Source organism: Streptomyces sp. NPDC091412 (assembly GCF_044756885.1).
Classification (GTDB): Bacteria; Actinomycetota; Actinomycetes; order Streptomycetales; family Streptomycetaceae; genus Streptomyces.
The window spans coordinates 294,032-314,173 of record NZ_JBIVTV010000004.1 but is presented as its reverse complement, the minus strand read 5'-3'; the positions used below and the strand labels follow the sequence as shown (position 1 = coordinate 314,173).

The window sequence follows — 20,142 nt, the reverse complement described above, 5'->3', positions numbered from 1 at the left end:
TCACAGATGGCGGCGACGGGTCGAAACGTGCCGTTCGTTGAGCTCGTGTGCCGTGACCGGCGACGGGCGCGTCGCGGTCCCGGCCACAGGTACATCCCACCAGGCACGCGCCCAGGACGCGCCCGACACTGTGTCTGCGGTTTCCGTCTCCACGTAGACACATGTGGGAGTGTCCGCCGCACGCGCCCCGCTGAGGACGGCATGCGGATTCCGCGGTCCGGCGGAGTGCGGGCGGCCGCCGCCCCGCGGCGGGTTGTCGGGACCTCCGGCGCGGGGCCGTAGCGGGCGGGGAGTCGACGCTCGCACTTCGCTCCTGCCAGGGCGAAGCGGCGTCCCGCGCCGGAGGCGTTCTGTGCCGGAGGCGTACCGTGCCCGGGCGCCACGGGGCGCGTGCGGGTCTGCACCCGGCGTGCCTCGCCGCCCGGGTGGGGAAACTCCTGGCCGGACGGGCCGTCCCGGGCGCGCCGGCGAGTACGGCCCCGCGGTGATCAGGTCGCACGCCATCGGCTGCCCTCGGCTTCCCTTCGCCTCGACTCCCCCGGTTCCCCCGGTTCTAGTGCCGGGCACGGACCCCTGTCAATGGTTTGTCCGGACATACGGACGACAGGGTCCGCCATCCGGTCGCGTAAACCCCCGGGCAGGTAGGTCTCTTGCTTCAGCTCTGTCACAAAAACCTCCGCCGTGTCACGCATGTCGCGGGTACGCGGCCCCCCGGTCACACCCGGCCGACAGCCGCTTGCCGGTGCGCACTCCGGGTCGTTCACCGATCACAGGCTTGGAGATCGCCAGCGCGGCGCCCGGCTCCCCCGACGGCCTCTCCGGCCGCCGCCGTGGTGCGCGCGGGGAGGTGCACGTCATGACCGACCGAAGGCTCTGGTCGTACAAGGAGATCGCGGCGCACATCCGGGTGCAGCCGGACACCGTGCGGTCCTACCGCAAGCACGGCCTGCTGCCGCCACCCGACCACGTGGAGAGCGGCAGGCCCTACTGGTACGCCGACACCGTCCGCGCCTGGGTCGCCGCCCGGCCCGGCAACCGCGGCCGCAGAGCCGACTGAAACGCCGCCGGGCCGCGGGCCCGGCCCCCTCGACCGACGGTGCCCCACGCGAGGTGGGGCACCGTCATGTCAGCTCCACGGCTCGATGACCGTGACCCCGGATCCCGGTGCCGTGCCCATCGCCGCGAGCGCGTCCGGGACGGCCGCCAGCGGGATGGCCGACGTCACCAGCAGGTCGGGGCGCAGCACACCGGCCCGTACCAGCTCCAGCATCTCCGGATAGGCGTGCGCGGCCATGCCGTGGCTGCCCAGGAGTTCGAGTTCCAGGGCGATCGCGCGCGCCATGGGCACCGGGGTGGTGCCCGTCGTGGAGGGCAGCAGACCGACCTGGACGTGACGGCCCCGGCGGCGCAGGCCGTTCACCGAGGCCGCGCAGGTGGCGGGTGAGCCGAGCGCGTCGAGCGAGAGATGGGCGCCGCCACCGGTCAGCTCGCGCACCCGCTCCGCCGTGTCCTCGCCGTCGGACGCGTCCACGCACTGCGCGGCGCCGAACCTTCGCGCCAGGTCCAGGGCCCGGGCGGACACGTCCACCGCGACCACCCTCGCCCCCGCGGCCGCCGCGATCATCACCGCCGACAGGCCCACGCCCCCGCAGCCGTGCACGGCGACCCAGTCGCCGGCGGCGGCCCGGCCCTGCTGGACCACCGCGCGGTACGCCGTGGCGAACCGGCAGCCGAGCGAGGCCGCCGTGGCGAAGGACAGGCCCTCGGGGACGGCGACCAGGTTCACGTCGGCGTGGTCGAGCGCCACGTACTGGGCGAAGGAGCCCCAGTGCGTGAAGCCCGGCTGGGTCTGCCGCTCGCACACCTGCTGGTCGCCGGCCGCGCAGGCGGGGCAGGTGCCGCAGGCGCAGACGAAGGGGACGGTCACCCGGTCGCCGGGCCGCCAGCGGGTCACCCGGGGGCCCACCTCCTCGACGGTCCCGGCGAGTTCGTGCCCCGGCACGTGCGGCAGCGCGACGTCGGGGTCGTGGCCCTGCCAGCCGTGCCAGTCGCTGCGGCACAGGCCGGTCGCCTCGACGCGCACCACGACCCCGTGCTCCGCGGGCCTCGGGTCGGCCACCTCGCGCACCTCGGCCCGCTCCCCGTACCGCTCGAACACCACAGCCCGCATCCCGCCGCCTCGCCTTCCGTCCGGTTCACCGCGGCCCACCGCCGCCGGCGAAACCGTAGTACGCGGGCACAACCCGGGCACGGGCGGCCTGGCGGGTGGTCCGCCCCGACCCGGCTTCGGTCATCGGCCGCGGTTCCTTGGATCCATACCCCCTAGGGGTATAGTCTGAGAAATGGCGGGCCACCGTGGCCCCCTGTGCCCCACCCACCACGACGAGGAGAACGACATGACCGCCCAGACCGGCACCCCGGACACCGTCACCACCGTCTACAAGGTGAGCGGGATGAGCTGCGGACACTGCGAGGGTTCCGTGTCCGCCGAGATCTCCGAACTGCCCGGCGTCAGCTCGGTGAAGGCCGTCGCCTCCACCGGCGAGGTCACCGTGGTCTCCGCCTCCCCGCTGGAGACGGAGGCGGTGCGCGCCGCCGTGGACGAGGCCGGCTTCGAACTCGTCGGCGAGGCCTGACGAGGGCCGCTCCACCCGCCCGTACGTCGTCTGGAGTTCCGAGGATGAACACCCACGCCGCCCCGCAGACGCCCACGGCCGACCGGCCGGGCGCCGCCGAGGTCGAGCTGCTCATCGGGGGAATGACCTGCGCCTCCTGCGCGGCCCGCGTCGAGAAGAAGCTCAACCGCATGGACGGCGTCACCGCGACGGTCAACTTCGCCACGGAGAAGGCCAGGGTCTCCTGCCCCACCGGGGTATCGGTCGCCGATCTGATCGCCACCGTGGTCAAGACCGGTTACACGGCGGAGGAGCCCCCGCCGCCGGCACCCGAACCGGCGGCGGACGCGGAGTCCCGGCCGGACGCGGAGCGGGCGCCCCGGGATCCCGAAGCGGCCTCCCTGCGCGGACGCCTGGTCGTCTCCGCGCTCCTCGCCGCCCCCGTCGTGCTGCTCGCGATGATCCCGGCCCTTCAGTTCACGTACTGGCAGTGGCTCTCGCTCACCCTCGCCGCGCCGGTCGTCGTCTGGGGCGGGCTGCCGTTCCACCGGGCGGCCCTGACCAACGCCCGGCACGGCGCGGCCACCATGGACACCCTCGTCTCGATCGGCACCCTGGCCGCGTTCGGCTGGTCGCTGTGGGCGCTGTTCCTGGGCGACGCGGGCATGCCGGGCATGCGCCACGAGTTCCGCCTCACCGTCTCCCGGGTGGACGCGGCCTCCACGATCTACCTGGAGGTCGCCGCCGGGGTCGTCGCGTTCATCCTGCTCGGCCGCTGTCTGGAGGCCCGCTCCAAGCGGCGGGCGGGCGCGGCGCTGCGGGCGCTGCTGGAACTGGGCGCGAAGGACGTCTCCGTACTGCGGGGCGGAGTGGAGACGAGGATCCCGGTGACCGCACTGGCGGTCGGGGACCGGTTCGTCGTGCGGCCCGGTGAGAAGATCGCCACCGACGGCACGGTCGTCGAGGGCAGCTCGGCGGTCGACGCCTCCATGCTCACCGGCGAGTCGGTGCCCGTCGACGTCGGTCCCGGCGACACGGTCACCGGCGCCACGGTCAACGCGGGCGGCCGGCTGGTCGTCGAGGCCACCCGGATCGGCGCGGACACGCAGCTCGCGCGGATGGCGCAGCTCGTCGAGGACGCGCAGAGCGGCAAGGCCGAGGTGCAGCGGCTGGCCGACCGCATATCGGCGGTCTTCGTGCCGGTCGTCCTGCTCATCGCCGTCGGCACCCTGCTCGCCTGGCTGTTCGCCACCGGTGAGGTGACCGCCGCGTTCACCGCGGCCGTCGCGGTGCTGATCATCGCCTGCCCGTGCGCGCTGGGCCTGGCCACGCCGACCGCGCTGATGGTCGGCACCGGCCGGGGTGCCCAGCTCGGCATCCTCATCAAGGGTCCCGAGGTGCTGGAGTCCACCCGCCGCGTAGACACCGTCGTCCTGGACAAGACCGGAACGGTCACCACGGGCCGGATGACCCTGCAGGAGGTGTACGCCGCCGAGGGCACCGACGAGAAGCAGCTGCTGCGCCTCGCGGGCGCCCTGGAGCACGCCTCCGAGCACCCGATCGCGCGGGCCGTGGCCGCCGGCGCCGAGGAACGGGTGGGACCGCTGCCCTCGGTCGAGCACTTCGAGAACGTGCCCGGACGCGGCGTACGCGGACGCGTGGAGGGCCACGACGTGGCCGTGGGACGACTCGTCGAGCTCACCGCCGAGCTGCCGGAGGAGGTGGCCCGTGCCCGGCGCGCGGCGGAGAGCGAGGGCCGTACGGCGGTCGTCGTCGGCTGGGACGGGGCGGCACGCGGTGTCATCGCCGTCGCGGACGCGGTCAAGGAGACCAGCGCGCGGGCGGTCGCGCAGTTGCGCGCGCTGGGACTGCGGCCGGTCCTCCTGACCGGCGACAACCGTGCCGTCGCCGAGGCCGTGGCACGGACCGTCGGAATCGACCCGCAGGACGTGGTCGCCGAGGTGCTGCCCGAGGAGAAGGTCGAGGCCGTCAGGCGGCTGCGGGCCGAGGGGCGCACGGTGGCGATGGTCGGCGACGGGGTCAACGACGCCGCCGCGCTCGCCACCGCCGACCTGGGTCTGGCCATGGGAACCGGGACGGACGCCGCCATCGAGGCGGGCGATCTGACCCTGGTGCGCGGGGACCTCCGGGCGGCCGCGGACGCCATCCGCCTGTCCCGGAGGACGCTGGCCACCATCAAGGGCAACCTCGTGTGGGCCTTCGGCTACAACGTGGCCGCGCTGCCGCTGGCCGCCGCCGGACTGCTCAACCCGATGATCGCGGGAGCGGCGATGGCGTTCTCGTCGGTGTTCGTGGTGACGAACAGTCTGCGGCTGCGCACGTTCCGCTGAATGAAAAGCAGTCGAGACCGAAGTAAGAGTCCCTCTAGAGTCCAACGCGCGCCTCACATAAGCTCTTCACAAGGCTCGCGCATCATCCTTACGCTTGGGTTCCTGTCGCCATACTTGGGCTCTTGCGTACCTAACGGACATATGCAAGAGACGCAGATCACAGTGATGTGAACGTAACCATCGAAGGGGTTCGAAGGTCTAAGTTGGCGATGTCGGGCAGCGTCTTGGGGGGCGCTGACCGGCATCTGGGGATGTCTTGGGGGACTTCCTCAGAGGTGCGTTGCCGGGGCACGTACACCGGGGAGCTTTGAGCGGCCCTCCCGCGCGTGCGCGTCCCGGCAGACCGCACAAGCACCAGGTGCGACGAGTTCTGCTCGTTGTGCTCACAGCGATTCAGGCGCTGGTCCTTGAACGCCCGGCCGGATCCCGTGGGGGGAATCCGCACCGGGACATGGGAAGGCGCCCTGGTCGTCGGCCCGTGGGGGGACCGGCGTGCCGGGGCGCCTTCCGCTTCTTTCGCAGCCTTGCTTCCGCGGTCTCCTTCCGGGCCGTGTTTCCTCTGTGGTCCGTTCCCGTACCGGTACGCCTCCGGGGCGCTCCGCACAGCACGAGGCCCCGCACCCGCGCACGCGCGCGGGATACGGGGCCGGTGACGCTACGGGGCCGGTGGCGCCGCCGGGAGGCTCAGCGCTCCTCGACCGGGACGAAGTCGCGCTCGACCACGCCCGTGTAGATCTGGCGCGGGCGGCCGATGCGGGAGCCCGGCTCCTTGATCATCTCGTGCCACTGGGCGATCCAGCCCGGCAGCCGGCCGAGGGCGAACAGGACCGTGAACATCTCGGTCGGGAAGCCCATGGCCCGGTAGATCAGGCCGGTGTAGAAGTCGACGTTCGGGTAGAGCTTGCGCTCGACGAAGTAGTCGTCGGACAGGGCGTGCTCCTCCAGCTTCAGGGCGATGTCGAGGAGCTCGTCCTCCTTGCCCAGCGCGGAGAGCACGTCGTGCGCGGCGGCCTTGATGATCTTGGCGCGGGGGTCGAAGTTCTTGTAGACCCGGTGGCCGAAGCCCATCAGGCGGACGCCGTCCTCCTTGTTCTTCACCTTGCGGATGAAGGTGTCGACGTCGTTGCCCGAGTCGCGGATACCCTCGAGCATCTCCAGGACGGACTGGTTGGCGCCGCCGTGCAGCGGGCCCCAGAGGGCGCTGATGCCGGCCGAGATCGACGCGAACATGTTGGCCTGCGAGGAGCCGACCAGGCGGACCGTCGAGGTCGAGCAGTTCTGCTCGTGGTCGGCGTGCAGGATCAGCAGCTTGTCCAGCGCGGCGGCCACGACCGGGTCCGGCTCGAACTCCTGCGCGGGCACCGAGAAGGTCATGCGCAGGAAGTTCTCGACGTAACCGAGGTCGTTGCGCGGGTAGACGAACGGGTGACCGATCGACTTCTTGTACGCGTACGCCGCGATCGTCGGGAGCTTGGCGAGCAGGCGGATCGTGGAGAGGTTGCGCTGCTTCTCGTCGAACGGGTTGTGGCTGTCCTGGTAGAAGGTCGACAGCGCCGAGACGACCGACGACAGCATCGCCATCGGGTGGGCGTCGCGCGGGAAGCCCGTGTAGAAGTTCTTGACGTCCTCGTGCAGCAGGGTGTGCTGCGTGACCTCGTTCTTGAACGAGGAGAGCTCGTCGACGGTCGGCAGCTCACCGTTGATCAGCAGGTAGGCCACCTCCAGGAAGGTGGAGCGCTCGGCCAGCTGCTCGATCGGGTAGCCGCGGTACCGGAGGATGCCCTGCTCACCGTCGAGATAGGTGATGGCGGATTTGTAGGCGGCCGTGTTGCCGTATCCGCTGTCCAAGGTCACGAGACCGGTCTGGGCGCGCAGCTTCCCGATGTCGAAGCCCTTGTCGCCGACGGTGCTGTCGACCACCGGGTAGGTGTACTCGCCGCCGTCGTACCGCAGAACTACAGAGTTGTCGCTCACGTCTTCCCTCACCGACGTAGTGCCTCATCTTCGAGGTGCCCTGACTGTCTCTACCATCCCCCATTTGGCTCAGGAGAGTGCACTCGGGGTCGACCGTTGGGCCCATTGACGGCACTCAGTGCCGTCAACCTGTTCATCCTGCCCCCTCGCTCCGGCCACGGGAAGTGCTGTGTGACCTTTACGACTCATTTGATCGATCATTTTTTGTGACGTGGTGTCAGACAGCGGCTTCCGGCCCGCCGGACGGCGGTTTTCAGCCGCCGAGGCGGAAGTCCAGCGCCGTGCAGCGCCGCCCCGCCGACACCGTGCGCACCGCCTGGCCGATCGCCCTGCGCGAGCCGACGAGGACGACCAGCTTCTTGGCCCTGGTCACCGCCGTGTAGAGCAGGTTGCGCTGGAGCATCATCCACGCGCCGGTGGTGACCGGGATCACCACGGCCGGATACTCGCTGCCCTGCGAGCGGTGGATGGTCACCGCGTACGCGTGTGCCAGTTCGTCCAGTTCGTCGAACTCGTACGGCACCTCCTCGTCCTCGTCCGTCAGCACCGTCAGGCGCTGGTCGACCGGGTCGAGCGAGGTGACCACGCCCACGGTGCCGTTGAAGACGCCGTTCTTCCCCTTCTCGTAATTGTTGCGAATCTGGGTGACCTTGTCTCCGACGCGGAAGACCCGGCCGCCGAACCGCTTCTCCGGCAGGTCGGGCCGGCCCGGGGTGACCGCCTGCTGGAGCAGGCCGTTCAGCGTGCCGGCGCCCGCCGGGCCCCGGTGCATGGGCGCGAGCACCTGCACGTCCCGGCGCGGGTCGAGCCCGAACCGGGCCGGGATCCGGCGCGCCGCCACGTCCACGGTGAGCCGGCCGGCCTCCTCGGTGTCGTCCTCCACGAAGAGGAAGAAGTCCTTCATGCCGTCGGTCAGCGGGTGCTGCCCGGCGTTGATCCGGTGCGCGTTGGTCACCACACCCGACTGCTGGGCCTGGCGGAAGACGCGCGTGAGGCGGACGGCGGGCACCGGGCTGCCGTCGGCCAGCAGGTCGCGCAGCACCTCGCCGGCGCCCACGCTGGGGAGTTGGTCCACGTCCCCGACGAACAGCAGGTGCGCGCCCGGGGGCACGGCCTTGACCAGCTTGTTGGCCAGCAGCAGGTCCAGCATGGACGCCTCGTCCACGACCACCAGGTCGGCGTCCAGCGGGCGGTCCCGGTCGTAGGCCGCGTCCCCGCCGGGCTTGAGCTCCAGCAGGCGGTGCACGGTGGAGGCCTCGGCTCCGGTGAGCTCCGAGAGGCGCTTGGCGGCCCGGCCGGTGGGCGCGGCCAGCACCACCTTGGCCTTCCTGGCCCGCGCCAGCTCCACGATCGAGCGCACCGTGAAGGACTTGCCGCAGCCGGGGCCGCCGGTCAGCACGGCCACCTTCTCGGTCAGCGCCAGCCTGACCGCCGCCTCCTGCTCGGGGGCGAGGTCGGCCCCCGTACGGCCCTTCAGCCAGGTCAGCGCCTTGTCCCAGGCGACGTCCCGGAAGGCGGGCATCCGGTCGGCGTCGGCGCGCAGCAGGCGCAGCAGCTGGGCGGACAGGGACAGCTCTGCCCGGTGGAAGGGCACGAGGTAGATCGCCGTCACCGCCTCACCGCCGTCCGGGCCGGGCACCTTCTCCCGTACGACGCCGGGGTCGGCGTCGTCCTCGGGGGGCTCGGCCAGTGCGGCGAGGCACTCGATGACGAGCCCGGTGTCCACCTGGAGGAGCTTGACCGCGTCCGTGATCAGCCGCTCCTCGGGCAGGAAGCAGTGGCCCTGGTCGGTGGACTGCGACAGCGCGTACTGGAGGCCCGCCTTGACCCGCTCCGGGCTGTCGTGCGGGATGCCGACGGACTGCGCGATCTTGTCGGCGGTCAGGAAGCCGATGCCCCAGACGTCGGCGGCCAGCCGGTACGGCTGGTTCTTCACCACCGAGATCGACGCGTCGCCGTACTTCTTGTAGATGCGCACCGCGATCGAGGTGGAGACCTCGACGGTCTGGAGGAAGAGCATGACCTCCTTGATCGCCTTCTGCTCCTCCCAGGCGTCGGCGATCTTCCTGGTCCGCTTGGGGCCGAGGCCGGGCACCTCGATCAGGCGCTTGGGCTCCTCCTCGATGACCTTCAGGGTGTCCAGGCCGAAGTGCTGGGTGATGCGGTCGGCGAAGACCGGTCCGATGCCCTTGACCAGGCCGGAGCCGAGATAGCGGCGGATGCCCTGGACGGTGGCCGGGAGCAGGGTCGTGTAGTTGTCCACCTGGAACTGCTTGCCGTACTGCGGGTGGGAGCCCCAGCGGCCCTCCATCCGCAGCGACTCGCCGACCTGGGCGCCGAGCAGCGCGCCGACGACCGTGAGGAGATCACCGGCGCCCCGCCCGGTGTCGACGCGGGCCACCGTGTAGCCGTTCTCCTCGTTGGCGTACGTGATCCGCTCGAGCACGCCCTCCAGCACGGCCGGACGCCGCTCGCCGGCACCGGCCTGCCCGCTCCGACTCGCCTCCGTGGTCATGACCCGACGGTACCGCCGGGCTGTGACAGCCCCGCCGGGCGTGCCGGGGCGGTCCTGCTCCGCGCCGACGGGGCCGCCGCCCGGACCGGCGGCGGAGCCCGCCGCTCACCCGGCCCTGCCCTCGGCGAGGGTGTGGGCCACCAGGGCGTTCGCGTGGCCGTGCCCCAGGCCGTGCTCGGACTTGAGCCAGTCGACCAGTTCCATGTGCTTGGTCAGCGGCGAGGAGCGGATGAGGCCCTTCCACTCGGCGATCGGCCGGCCGTACTTCTTCTCGATGGAGGGGAAGTAGCTCGCGGGGCCCTTGGCGGCGGCGGTCATGGCGGATTCCTTCCTGTGACGGACGTTGTCGTGGGTGATGACTGACGCCGGGGGGTGGACTCATCGCTCGGCCGGGGAGCGATTTCACGCCACTTCCGGGCCCCACAGGGCAACGATCCGGCAACGGGCCCTTGCGGCCGCGTGTGTAATCGTTTCCAATCGAGTGTGTAATCGATTCCACGAGGAGGTGGAACGGCGATGGCGAGCATCAAGGACGTCGCCGCCGCGGCAGGCGTGTCCGTCGCCACGGTCTCGCGCGTCCTGAACCAGCACCCGTCGGTCAGCGCCGACGCGCGCGCACGCGTGCTGGCCGCCGTCGAGGCCCTCGGCTACCGCCCGAACGCCGTCGCCCGGTCCCTGCGCACCGACCAGACCCGCACCCTGGGCCTGGTCATCAGCGACGTGCTCAACCCGTACTTCACCGAGCTGGCCCGCTCCGTCGAGGAGGAGGCCCGCGCGCTCGGCTACAGCGTGATCATCGGGAACGCCGACGAGCGGCCCGACCTCCAGGACCACCACGTACGGACCCTGCTCGAGCGGCGTATCGACGGCCTCCTGGTCTCCCCCACCGACGGCGGCTCCCCGCTGATGCTGGACGCGGCGCGCGCGGGCACGCCGATGGTGTTCGTGGACCGGTGGATCAAGGGCGTGGACGTGCCCGTGGTCCGGGCGGACGGCCGGGCGGCTGTACGGGACCTCGTCGCGCACCTGCACGGGCTCGGGCACCGGCGGCTGGCGATCATCGCGGGGCCCGCGGCCACCACCACCGGCCGCGAGCGCGTGGAGGCCTTCCGCGAGGCGCTGGCCGCCTACGGCATCCCTCTCCCGGACGCGTACACGGGCCAGGGCGACTTCCAGGCCGGCAGCGGCCGGCGGGTCACCGAGCGCCTCCTGGACCTGCCGGTGCCTCCCGAGGTCGTCTTCGCCGCCGACAACCTGATGGCACTCGGCGCGTTGGACGCCATCCGGGCGCGTGGGCTGCGGGTGCCCGACGACATCGCGCTGGCCGCGTTCGACGACATCCCGTGGTTCCCGCACACCGACCCGCCGATCACCGCGATCGCCCAGCCCACGGACGAGCTGGGGCGGGCCGCCGTACGCGCCCTGGTCGACCGCATCGAGGGCCGGCCCGCGCGGTCCGTCACGCTCCCCGCCCGGCTGGTCGTACGCCGCTCGTGCGGCGAGGCGGCCGCCGCGCTGGACTCCGCCGTACAGGACTCGGCCGTACGGACCCCCGCCATACAGGACTCCGCCCGTGGCTGCCGCTGTCCGTCCTCCGGCAGCAGGTCGTCATCGGCGCGGTGAGCGCGCCGACGAGGCCCGCCGGGTTCACCGGCTGACCTGCCGACCCCCCTGAACCACTGAACCACCCTCTGCGAGGAGGCAGCACTCATGTACGAATACGACCTTCTGGTCGTCGGGTCGGCCAACGCCGACCTGGTGACCCGTGTCGAGCGGCGGCCCGCGGCAGGGGAGACGGTGCTCGGCTCCGACCTGGCCGTCCACCCGGGCGGCAAGGGCGCCAACCAGGCGGTGGCCGCCGCCCGGCTCGGGGCCCGCACGGCCCTGCTGGCCCGGGTCGGCGACGACGACCACGGCCGGCTGCTGCTCGACTCCCAGCGCGCGGCCGGGGTCGACACGGTGGGCGTGCTGGTCGGCGGCGCGCCGACCGGGGTCGCGCTGATCACGGTGGACCCGTCCGGGGACAACAGCATCGTGGTCGCGCCGGGCGCCAACGGCCGGCTCACCCCCGACGACGTCCGCGCGGCCGGCGCCCTCCTGCGGGCCTCCCGGGTGATCTCGACACAGCTGGAGATCCCGCTGGAGACGGTCGTGGAGGTCGTGCGGAACCTGGCGCCGGGAAGCCGTTTCGTACTGAACCCCTCGCCGCCGCGTCCCCTGCCGCCAGAGCTCCTGACGGCCTGCGACCCGCTGATCGTGAACGAGCACGAGGCGCAGGTGATCCTGGACGGCAGTGAGGCGGGCGACACCCCCGAGGGCTGGGCGCGGGACCTGCTCGCCCTGGGCCCGCGCTCGGTGGTGATCACCCTGGGCGGCGAGGGCGCGCTGGTGGCGTCCGCCGACGGGGTCGCCCGGGTCCCGTCGGTGAAGGTGGACGCCGTGGACACCACCGGCGCGGGCGACGCGTTCACCGCGGCGCTGGCCTGGCGGCTGGGCGCGGGCGCGACCCTCGAGGAAGCGACGGCCTACGCGGCCCGGGTCGGCGCGATCGCCGTCACCCGGAGGGGCGCACAGGAGGCCTATCCCACGGCGGCGGCGGTCGACGCCCTTTGACTGCTCCCCTTCCTTGGAACAAGCCGGTCGGCGTCCTCAGTGGTCAGGAGCTCCCGGGGCTTCCCTCTTCGTCTCGCGGCCGCCGCCTGACCTGCCGAGCCTCTGCCACCGCCTCCCGTATCGCGCGGGCCGACCAGGGCCGCTGGAGGGCCAGTTGTCCGGTCACGGAGCCCAGCCAGGCCGGGTCGCCGAACAGGTGCGCCTCGCCTGCCTGGACGGTCTGTCTCAGCAGTTCTTCAAACAGAACGAGTTCGGTGCCACCGTAGAAGCGCGGGTGCCGGTCGAAGCGGGCCACCCAGTCCTCGTAGGGGTGTCGCAGCGTCATGTGCAGATAACCGCTGCCCCGCCCCCTCCAGGGTCCCGGCAGGCCGCCGAGCATTCCCATCGGGGAGTAGTTTCCCCTCGCCGGGTACTTGGCGCCCAGGGTGAAGAGCATCCCCAGCATGACCCTGGGCCACGGGATCAGCTGTCCCTCCGAGTCCGGCTCGTGCTGGTACAGCCCGTCCGCGCGGAGTTCGACCCAGTAGCCCTTCGGCCCACTGGGGTCCCCCACCACCCAGCGGCCGTCGGTCAGTTCCAACGGCCCCAGGGACGTGCTCCTGTCCTTCTCCGTCATACGGTCATTGGATCACGTGCGCCACGAACCGGTCCGCCGTCTCCGCCAGTACCTCCCGTCCGTCCCGGGCCCACAACTCATCGTTGAACAGCTCGACTTCGATGGCGCCGGTGTAGCCGGCCGCCTCCACGTACCGCTTCCACTCCCGCATGTCGATCGAGCCGTCGCCGATCTGGCCGCGGCCGTTGAGCACGCCCTCGGGCAGCGGAGTGGTCCAGTCGGCGAGCTGGAAGGTGTGGATGCGGCCGCCCGTGCCCGCCCGCGCGATCTGCTCCGGAGCGGTGTCGTCCCACCAGATGTGGTACGTGTCGACGGTGACGCCGACCTGGTCGGCGGGGAAACGCTCGGCGAGGTCGAGCGCCTGGGCGAGGGTGGAGACCACGCAGCGGTCGGCGGCGTACATGGGGTGCAGCGGCTCGATGGCCAGGCGGACACCGCGCTCGGCCGCGTACGGGCCGAGGACGGCGAGGGCGTCCGCGATGCGCTCACGGGCCCCGCGCAGGTCCTTGCTCCCGGCGGGCAGTCCGCCGGAGACCAGCACCAGCGTGTCCGTGCCGAGCGCCGCGGCCTCGTCGATCGCCGCGTGGTTGTCGCCCAGCGCCTCGGCCCGCTCGACCGGGTCGATCGCCGTGAGGAAGCCGCCCCGGCACAGGGTGGTGACGGTGAGGCCCGCGTCCCGTACGAGCTTGGCGGCGGCCTCCACCCCGTACGCCCGCACCGGTTCGCGCCACAGGCCCACGCCCGGCACACCCAACTCCAGGCAGTTGTCCACCAGTTCCGGCAGTGACAGCTGCTTGACCGTCATCTGGTTGATCGAGAAGCGTTCCAGGCCCGTGCTCATTGGTTCACCCCGTACAGCGACAGCAGGTTCTTCATCCGCTCCTCGGCGAGCTTCGGATCCGGGAACAGGCCGAGTCCGTCGGCGAGTTCGTAGGCACGGGCGAGGTGCGGCAGGGAGCGGGCCGACTGGAGGCCGCCGACCATCGTGAAGTGCGTCTGGTGCCCGGCGAGCCAGGCCAGGAACACCACGCCGGTCTTGTAGAAGCGGGTGGGGGCCTGGAAGAGGTGCCGGGACAGTTCGACCGTGGGGTCGAGCAGGCCGCGGAAGCCCTTGACGTCCCCGGTGTCCAGAACCCGTACCGCCTCGGCCGCCAGCGGTCCGAGCGGGTCGAAGATGCCGAGCAGCGCGTGGCTGAAGCCCTGCTCGTCGCCGGCGATCAGCTCCGGGTAGTTGAAGTCGTCGCCGGTGTAGCAGCGCACGCCCTGCGGCAGGCGGCGGCGCAGGTCGATCTCCCGCTGGGCGTCCAGCAGCGAGATCTTCACTCCGTCGACCTTGTCGGGGTGGGCGGCGATGACCTCGAGGAAGGTGTCGGTGGCCGCGTCCAGGTCGGCCGAGCCCCAGTAGCCCTCCAGGGCCGGGTCGAACATGGGGCCGAGCCAGTGCAGGATCACCGGGTCGGCGGCCTGGCGGAGCAGGTGGCCGTAGACCTCCAGGTAGTCCTCCGGGCTCTCGGCCGTGGCCGCCAGGGCGCGCGAGGCCATCAGGATCGCCTGGGCGCCCGCCTCCTCCACGACGGCGAGCTGCTCCTCGTACGCGGCCCGGATCCGTGCGAGCGAGCCGCCGGTGAGCTGGTCGGTGCCGACGCCGCAGGCGATCCGCCCGCCGACGCCGCGGGCCTCGGCCGCGGACCGGCGGATCAGCTCGGCCGCGCCCGCCCAGTCCAGGCCCATGCCGCGCTGCGCGGTGTCCATGGCCTCGGCGACGCCGAGCCCGTGGGCCCACAGATGGCGGCGGAAGGCGAGGGTGGCGTCCCAGTCGACGGCGGCGGGCGAGTCGGGCGACACATCCGCGAACGGGTCGGCGACGACGTGCGCCGCCGAGAAGACCGTGCGGGAGGTGAAGGGCGTGCCCGGGGCGGGGGCGAGCGGCTCGGTGCGGGGCTCGTAGGTCCGCAGCGTCCCGCCCGCGCCGGGCAGTCGGACGGTCACAGCTGGATCTCCGGTACGTCGAGGCGGCGGCCCTCGGCCGAGGACTTCAGGCCCAGCTCGGCGAGCTGGACGCCGCGGGCGCCGGCGAGCAGGTCCCAGTGGTAGGGGGCGTCCGCGTAGACGTGCTTGAGGAACAGCTCCCACTGGGCCTTGAAGCCGTTGTCGAAGTCCTGGTTGTCGGGCACCTCCTGCCACTGGTCGCGGAAGGCCTCGGTGGCGGGGATGTCGGGGTTCCAGACCGGCTTGGGGGTGGCGGAGCGGTGCTGGACGCGGCAGTTGCGCAGGCCGGCGACGGCCGACCCCTCGGTGCCGTCCACCTGGAACTCGACGAGTTCGTCGCGGTTGACGCGGACCGCCCAGGAGGAGTTGATCTGGGCGATCGCGCCGCCGTCGAGCTCGAAGACGCCGTAGGCGGCGTCGTCGGCGGTGGCCTCGTAGGGCTTGCCGTTCTCGTCCCAGCGCTGGGGGATGTGGGTGGCGGTGAGGGCCTGCACGGAGGTGACCCGGCCGAACAGCTCGTGCAGCACGTACTCCCAGTGCGGGAACATGTCGACGACGATGCCGCCGCCGTCCTCGGCACGGTAGTTCCAGGACGGGCGCTGGGCGTCCTGCCAGTCGCCCTCGAAGACCCAGTAGCCGAACTCGCCGCGCACGGACAGGATCCGGCCGAAGAAGCCGCCGTCGATCAGCCGCTTCAGCTTGAGCAGTCCGGGCAGGAAGATCTTGTCCTGGACGACGCCGTGCTTGACGCCGGCCTCGCGGGCGAGCCGGGCGAGCTCCAGGGCGCCCTCCAGGCCGGTGGCGGTGGGCTTCTCGGTGTAGACGTGCTTTCCGGCGGCGATCGCCCTCTTGATCGCCTCCTCGCGGGCCGAGGTGACCTGCGCGTCGAAGTAGATGTCGACCGCCGGGTCGGCGAGGACCGCGTCCAGGTCGGTCGAGACGTGTTCCAGGCCGTGCTTCTCGGCGAGCGCCCGCAGGGCGTGCTCGCGCCGGCCGACCAGGACCGGTTCCGGCCACAGCACGGTGCCGTCGCCGAGGTCGAGTCCGCCCTGCTCGCGCAGGGCGAGGATCGAGCGGACCAGATGCTGGCGGTACCCCATGCGACCGGTCACGCCGTTCATGGCGATCCGCACCGTCTTGCGTGTCACGTCAGTCCCTTCGTACGCGGTCCACGCGCCGCGTACGCCCCCGGTGGTCGCACTGGTGAGCGTTGCAGCAAGCGCTTTCTATACACAGAGAAGCTAGCCTCTGGACAGCGGTCCGGACAAGAGCGCGTCCAGGACGTGGTCGTTCGAGGGGGAGAACGGGCGGGGCGGGTGGCCGTAAGGTCTGCTCGACACCCTGAGCGGCCGCATCCCCGCGGCGGACCGCAGGTGGCACGTACCGGCTGAGCACGGCACGTACGACGACGAGATGCGCGACCGGAGGACGACGAGATGACGGTGACCCTGGCGGACGTGGCGGCCCGCGCACAGGTCTCTCCCGCGACGGTGTCGCGCGTGCTGAACGGCAACTACCCGGTCGCCGCCTCCACCCGGGAGCGGGTGCTGAAGGCGGTCGACGAGCTGGACTACGTGCTCAACGGCCCCGCGAGCGCGCTGGCCGCCGCGACCTCCGACCTGGTCGGCATCCTGGTGAACGACATCGCCGACCCCTTCTTCGGGATCATGGCGAGCGCCATCCAGTCGGAGATCGGCGGCCCCGGCGGCCGGGCCGGTGGGGAGCGGCTCGCGGTGGTCTGCAACACGGGCGGCTCACCGGACCGCGAGCTGACCTACCTGACCCTGCTGCAACGGCAGCGGGCGGCGGCGGTGGTGCTCACCGGCGGGGCCGTGGAGGACGAGCCGCACGCGGCGGCGGTCTCGGCGAAGCTGCGCAAGCTGGCCGACGCCGGGACGCGCGTGGTGCTGTGCGGGCGGCCGCCGGCGCCCGGCACCCAGGCGATCGCGCTGGCCTTCGACAACCGGGGCGGCGGACGGCGGTTGACGGAGCATCTGATCGCCCTGGGCCACCGGCGACTCGGCTACATCGCGGGCCCCGAGGAGCGGACGACCACCCGCCACCGGCTGGAGGGCCACCGGGAGGCGCTGGCGGCGGCGGGCATCGAGGACGACCCCGGCCGTACGGTCCACGGCCGGTACGACCGCTCCTCCGGCCACGAGGGCACCCTGGAGCTGCTGCGCCGCGACCCGTCCCTCACGGCGGTCGTCGCCGCGAACGACTCCGTCGCCCTGGGTGCCTGCGCCGCGCTGCGCGAGTCCGGTCTGCGCATCCCCCAGGACGTCTCGGTGGCGGGCTTCGACGACCTGCCCTTCAGCGTTGACACGGTCCCCGCCCTCACTACGGTCCGGCTCCCGCTCGCGGAAGCGGGGGCGCGCGCGGGCCGCATCGCGATGGGCCGCGAGGAGCCGCCGTCCGGAGGGGTCGCGACCGTCCCGGGTGAGCTGATGGTGCGGGGGTCCACGGGGGCACCGCGGGGGGCGTGAGGCGGGCGCGAGTCGTGGACGGGTGGTCGTCGCGGGGATAGCCTCGGGGTGAGCGGTTCCTCTGACTGGGTCAAGTATCCGTGCTGTCCGGGCCGGCGGCGGAACCGCGCCCGTCTCCCACCCCCTCACCCACGGGGCCCTACATGACCGTCCAGGACATCCGCGCGTTCAACCGCTTCTACACCAACGCCATCGGCGCCCTCGACTACGGCCGCCACCTCTACGCCCCCTACACGCTCACCGAGTCCCGGGTGCTCTACGAGCTCGCGCACGCGCCCCGGACCGACGCGGCCGACCTGCGGGCCGAACTCTCGCTGGACGCCGGGTACCTGAGCCGGATCCTCAACAAGTTCGAGCGGGAGGGGCTGGTCGAGCGCGGGCCGTCCGAGCGTGATCCCCGGCGCCGGAGCGTCACTCTCACCCCGCGGGGCAGGGACGCCGCCGGCCTGCTGGAGGAGCGGGCGCGGGAGTCCGTCGGCCGGCTGCTGCTCTGCCTACCGCCGGCGGACCGGCCGCGGCTGGCCGACGCGATGCGCACCGTACGGGAGATCCTGTCGGAGGGGCGGGCGCCGCGGCCGGAGGACGTCGTGCTGCGCGGGCCCGGACCCGGCGACCTGGGCTGGATCGTGCAGCGCAACGGCGCGGTGTACGCCGCCGAGTACGGCTGGAACGCCGACTACGAGGGCCTGGTGGCGAGGATCGTCGCCGGCTTCGCCGAGGACCACGACCCGGCCCTGGAGCGGGTGTGGATCGCCGAGCTCGACGGGCGGCCGGTGGGGTGCGTGATGTGCGTACGGGACGAGGCTCCGGCCACCGGCCGGCTGCGGCTGCTGCTCGTCGGACCCGAGGCGCGCGGACTGGGCATCGGCGACCGGCTGGTGCGTGCGGTGGTCGACTTCGCGCGCGGGGCCGGCTACCGGGACCTGGTGCTGTGGACCAACGACGTGCTCGGCGGCGCCCGACGCATCTACCAGCGCCACGGCTTCGCCCTGGTCGCCGAGCAGCCGCACCACTCCTTCGGCAAGGACCTGGTGGGCCAGGACTGGCGGCTGAATCTGGGCGAACCGGGCGCAGGACGAGACGAGAAGAGGGAGTAGGGTCCGTGCCCATGAAGTTCGCCTTCTCCACTCTGGGTGTGCCCGGTCTGCCCGTACCGGACGTGGTCCGGCTCGCCGCCGCGCAGGGCTACCACGGTGTCGAACTGCGCGCCCATCCCGAGGAGCCGGTGCACCCCGGGCTCGGGGCCGCCGAACGGGCCGAGGTGGCCGCCGAGTTCGAGGCGGGCGGGGTCGAGATCCTGGGGCTCGCCGGGTACCCGCGGGTCGCCGCGCCCGGCGACGACGCGGCCGTGGTCCGTGAGATCCGCGAACTCCTGGAACTCGCCGGGGACTTGGGCGCTTCCTTCGTACGGGTGTTTCCCGGCGCGGATCCGCGGCGGCCGGCCCCGGAGGGCGACGCCGTCGCCGCCCGGCGGCTGGCGGCCGTCGCCGGACACGCCGCCGACCTGGGCGTCCGCGTCCTGCTGGAGACCCACGACTCGCACCGCACGGGCGCGGACGTCCTGCGTGTCCTCGGCCCGGTCGGCCACCGCTGGATCGGCGCCCTGTGGGACGTGATGCACACCTGGCTGGGCGGCGAGCAGCCACCGGAGACCTTCGCCGCCCTCTCCCCGTACCTCGGCTACGTCCAGGTCAAGGACATCGCCTCGGCCGACGACACGACGCCCCTCCCCCTGGGCGCGGGCGCCCTGCCGCTCGCCGAGTGCGTGGAGGTCCTCACCCGCCACGGCTGGGACGGCTGGCTGTGCTGGGAGTACGAGAAGCGCTGGTACGAGGCGGCGGCACCGTTGCCGGACCTGCTCGGTCCGGGGCGGGAGCATCTGGCCCGGCTGCTGACCGAGTCGGCCTGACCTCGGCCGGGCCGGACGGCCACCGGTGGCACCGCCGGCCTCACCGCGGCTGCCCCGCGAAGTCGCCTCACCGCGGCTGCCCTGCGGGGTGCGACGGCGCGGGGCCTTCGGCGTGGACGATGGCCTCCGGGGCCGGGGCCGGGGCCGGGGCCGGGGCCGGCGGCTGCTCGCGGCGGCGGCTCGGTGCGAGCGACGTCAGCGCCACCCCGCCGACCAGCAGCGCCGCCGCGCACCAGCGCAGGGGGCTCACCGATTCACCGAGGAAGAGCGCCGCCGAGGACATGCCGAAGACCGGGACCAGCAGCGAGAACGGCGCGACCGTGGAGGCCGGGTGGCGGCGCAGCAGCCAGCCCCAGGCGCCGAAGCCGAAGACCGTGGTGATCCAGGCGACGTAGAGGACCGTGCCCACGCCCTGCCAGTCCAGGGCGCGCAGCGCGGCCAGGTCCCGGGAGGGGCCTTCCAGCAGCATCGACAGGCCGAGCAGTGGCAGGACCGGGACCGTGCTCACCCAGACCATGAAGTTCAGCGCGTCCGGTGAGGCGGCCTTGCGGGTCAGGACGTTGGAGACGCCCCAGCAGACGGCCGCGGCGACGACGAGCACGAAGGCGCCGAGGGGGCCCGCGGTGCCCTCGTCCACGGCCGCGACGCCGATGCCGCCGAGCGCAACGCCCATGCCCAGCACCCGTACGCCCGAGGGCCGTTCGCCCAGCACCAGGAAGGCGAACAGGGCCGTGAACACCGCCTGGATCTGGAGCACCAGGGAGGAGAGCCCGGCGGGCATCCCGGCGTCCATCCCGACGAACAGCAGCCCGAACTTGGCGACGCCGAGCACCAGTCCCACCGCCACGATCCATTTCCACGCCACCTTCGGCCGGCCCACCAGGAAGACGGCGGGGAGCGCGGCCGCCAGGAAGCGCAGGGCCGAGAAGAGCAGGGGCGGGAAGTGGCCGAGGCCGACCTCGATGACGGTGAAGTTCACCCCCCAGACGGCGGCGACGAGGACGGCGAGCAGGACATGGGAAGGTCGCATGTACCGAGGATCACTTCCACGGACCATGAAGCACCAGCGATGAT

General features: G+C 72.5%; 17 protein-coding genes and 2 pseudogenes. 8 read left to right on the top strand and 11 right to left on the bottom strand.

Annotation, left to right across the window (positions count from 1 at the left end; translation table 11 throughout):
• Positions 1 to 195: pseudogene (locus ACIQMV_RS12740) on the bottom strand (3D-(3,5/4)-trihydroxycyclohexane-1,2-dione acylhydrolase (decyclizing)); the annotation flags it as partial.
• A gap of 44 nt (positions 196 to 239) precedes the next feature.
• Positions 240 to 356 (bottom strand): annotated as a pseudogene (locus ACIQMV_RS12735) (5-deoxy-glucuronate isomerase); the annotation flags it as partial.
• A 500-nt stretch (positions 357 to 856) separates the two neighbouring features.
• Here ACIQMV_RS12735 and ACIQMV_RS12730 point away from each other — a divergent pair.
• Positions 857 to 1,057 (top strand): AlpA family transcriptional regulator, encoded by a 201-nt coding sequence (locus ACIQMV_RS12730; RefSeq protein ID WP_141360721.1) that lies wholly within the window; start codon positions 857 to 859, stop codon positions 1,055 to 1,057.
• Positions 1,058 to 1,126: 69 nt separating this feature from the next.
• On the opposite strand, the gene ACIQMV_RS12725 is transcribed toward ACIQMV_RS12730, so the two are convergent.
• Entirely contained in the window at positions 1,127 to 2,170 is a 1,044-nt protein-coding gene (locus ACIQMV_RS12725) for a zinc-dependent alcohol dehydrogenase family protein (protein ID WP_402592652.1), read from the bottom strand.
• Between the two features lie 226 nt (positions 2,171 to 2,396).
• Between ACIQMV_RS12725 and ACIQMV_RS12720 the strand changes: the two genes are divergently transcribed.
• Together ACIQMV_RS12720 and ACIQMV_RS12715 are read left to right on the top strand one after the other, a co-directional pair.
• Positions 2,397 to 2,636, top strand: a complete 240-nt coding sequence (locus tag ACIQMV_RS12720) for a heavy-metal-associated domain-containing protein (RefSeq protein ID WP_141366633.1) — start codon at positions 2,397 to 2,399, stop codon at positions 2,634 to 2,636.
• 44 nt (positions 2,637 to 2,680) lie between these two features.
• Positions 2,681 to 4,966 (top strand): heavy metal translocating P-type ATPase, encoded by a 2,286-nt coding sequence (locus ACIQMV_RS12715; protein WP_402592651.1) that lies wholly within the window; start codon positions 2,681 to 2,683, stop codon positions 4,964 to 4,966.
• 684 nt (positions 4,967 to 5,650) lie between these two features.
• Here the strand turns inward: ACIQMV_RS12715 and ACIQMV_RS12710 are convergent.
• The 3 genes from ACIQMV_RS12710 to ACIQMV_RS12700 all read right to left on the bottom strand — a co-directional run bounded on the left by ACIQMV_RS12710 (position 5,651) and on the right by ACIQMV_RS12700 (position 9,773).
• Positions 5,651 to 6,940 carry a citrate synthase gene (locus ACIQMV_RS12710; RefSeq protein WP_141360714.1) on the bottom strand — a complete coding sequence of 430 codons (1,290 nt, stop codon included), beginning with the start codon at positions 6,938 to 6,940 and terminating at the stop codon, positions 5,651 to 5,653.
• A 253-nt stretch (positions 6,941 to 7,193) separates the two neighbouring features.
• Complete coding sequence (locus ACIQMV_RS12705) at positions 7,194 to 9,455, bottom strand: ATP-dependent RecD-like DNA helicase (RefSeq protein ID WP_402592650.1); 2,262 nt, start codon at positions 9,453 to 9,455, stop codon at positions 7,194 to 7,196.
• 105 nt (positions 9,456 to 9,560) lie between these two features.
• Complete coding sequence (locus ACIQMV_RS12700; RefSeq protein WP_141360710.1) at positions 9,561 to 9,773, bottom strand: DUF4287 domain-containing protein; 213 nt, start codon at positions 9,771 to 9,773, stop codon at positions 9,561 to 9,563.
• Positions 9,774 to 9,971: 198 nt separating this feature from the next.
• Here ACIQMV_RS12700 and ACIQMV_RS12695 point away from each other — a divergent pair, with 198 nt between their 5' ends.
• Positions 9,972 to 11,078: a LacI family DNA-binding transcriptional regulator gene (locus ACIQMV_RS12695; protein ID WP_402592649.1), complete on the top strand. Its 1,107-nt coding sequence runs from the start codon at positions 9,972 to 9,974 to the stop codon at positions 11,076 to 11,078.
• 87 nt (positions 11,079 to 11,165) lie between these two features.
• The gene (locus tag ACIQMV_RS12690; RefSeq protein WP_402592648.1) at positions 11,166 to 12,068 is read left to right on the top strand and encodes a ribokinase; all 903 of its coding nucleotides are present in this window, start codon (positions 11,166 to 11,168) and stop codon (positions 12,066 to 12,068) included.
• A gap of 43 nt (positions 12,069 to 12,111) precedes the next feature.
• Here ACIQMV_RS12690 and ACIQMV_RS12685 read toward each other — a convergent pair whose 3' ends face one another.
• Genes ACIQMV_RS12685 through ACIQMV_RS12670 form a run of 4 tightly spaced genes read right to left on the bottom strand, consistent with a single transcriptional unit; the run spans position 12,112 to position 15,821 of the window.
• Positions 12,112 to 12,684 (bottom strand): hypothetical protein, encoded by a 573-nt coding sequence (locus ACIQMV_RS12685; protein ID WP_402592647.1) that lies wholly within the window; start codon positions 12,682 to 12,684, stop codon positions 12,112 to 12,114.
• Between the two features lie 4 nt (positions 12,685 to 12,688).
• Positions 12,689 to 13,525 (bottom strand): sugar phosphate isomerase/epimerase family protein, encoded by an 837-nt coding sequence (locus ACIQMV_RS12680; protein WP_402592646.1) that lies wholly within the window; start codon positions 13,523 to 13,525, stop codon positions 12,689 to 12,691.
• The gene (locus ACIQMV_RS12675; RefSeq protein WP_402592645.1) at positions 13,522 to 14,673 is read right to left on the bottom strand and encodes a dihydrodipicolinate synthase family protein; all 1,152 of its coding nucleotides are present in this window, start codon (positions 14,671 to 14,673) and stop codon (positions 13,522 to 13,524) included. Before ACIQMV_RS12675 ends, ACIQMV_RS12680 begins: the two co-directional genes overlap by 4 nt.
• Positions 14,670 to 15,821, bottom strand: a complete 1,152-nt coding sequence (locus tag ACIQMV_RS12670; RefSeq protein WP_172632960.1) for a Gfo/Idh/MocA family protein — start codon at positions 15,819 to 15,821, stop codon at positions 14,670 to 14,672. Before ACIQMV_RS12670 ends, ACIQMV_RS12675 begins: the two co-directional genes overlap by 4 nt.
• Before the next feature lie 288 nt (positions 15,822 to 16,109).
• Here ACIQMV_RS12670 and ACIQMV_RS12665 point away from each other — a divergent pair, with 288 nt between their 5' ends.
• From ACIQMV_RS12665 to ACIQMV_RS12655, 3 genes are all read left to right on the top strand, one after another.
• Positions 16,110 to 17,159 carry a LacI family DNA-binding transcriptional regulator gene (locus tag ACIQMV_RS12665; RefSeq protein ID WP_384172715.1) on the top strand — a complete coding sequence of 350 codons (1,050 nt, stop codon included), beginning with the start codon at positions 16,110 to 16,112 and terminating at the stop codon, positions 17,157 to 17,159.
• A 143-nt stretch (positions 17,160 to 17,302) separates the two neighbouring features.
• A complete protein-coding gene (locus ACIQMV_RS12660; protein WP_402592644.1) occupies positions 17,303 to 18,256 on the top strand; it encodes a GNAT family N-acetyltransferase in 954 nt (317 codons plus the stop codon).
• Positions 18,257 to 18,267: 11 nt separating this feature from the next.
• The gene (locus ACIQMV_RS12655) at positions 18,268 to 19,068 is read left to right on the top strand and encodes a sugar phosphate isomerase/epimerase family protein (protein WP_402592906.1); all 801 of its coding nucleotides are present in this window, start codon (positions 18,268 to 18,270) and stop codon (positions 19,066 to 19,068) included.
• 67 nt (positions 19,069 to 19,135) lie between these two features.
• On the opposite strand, the gene ACIQMV_RS12650 is transcribed toward ACIQMV_RS12655, so the two are convergent.
• Positions 19,136 to 20,098, bottom strand: a complete 963-nt coding sequence (locus tag ACIQMV_RS12650; protein WP_402592643.1) for an EamA family transporter — start codon at positions 20,096 to 20,098, stop codon at positions 19,136 to 19,138.
• Positions 20,099 to 20,142: the final 44 nt, after the last annotated feature.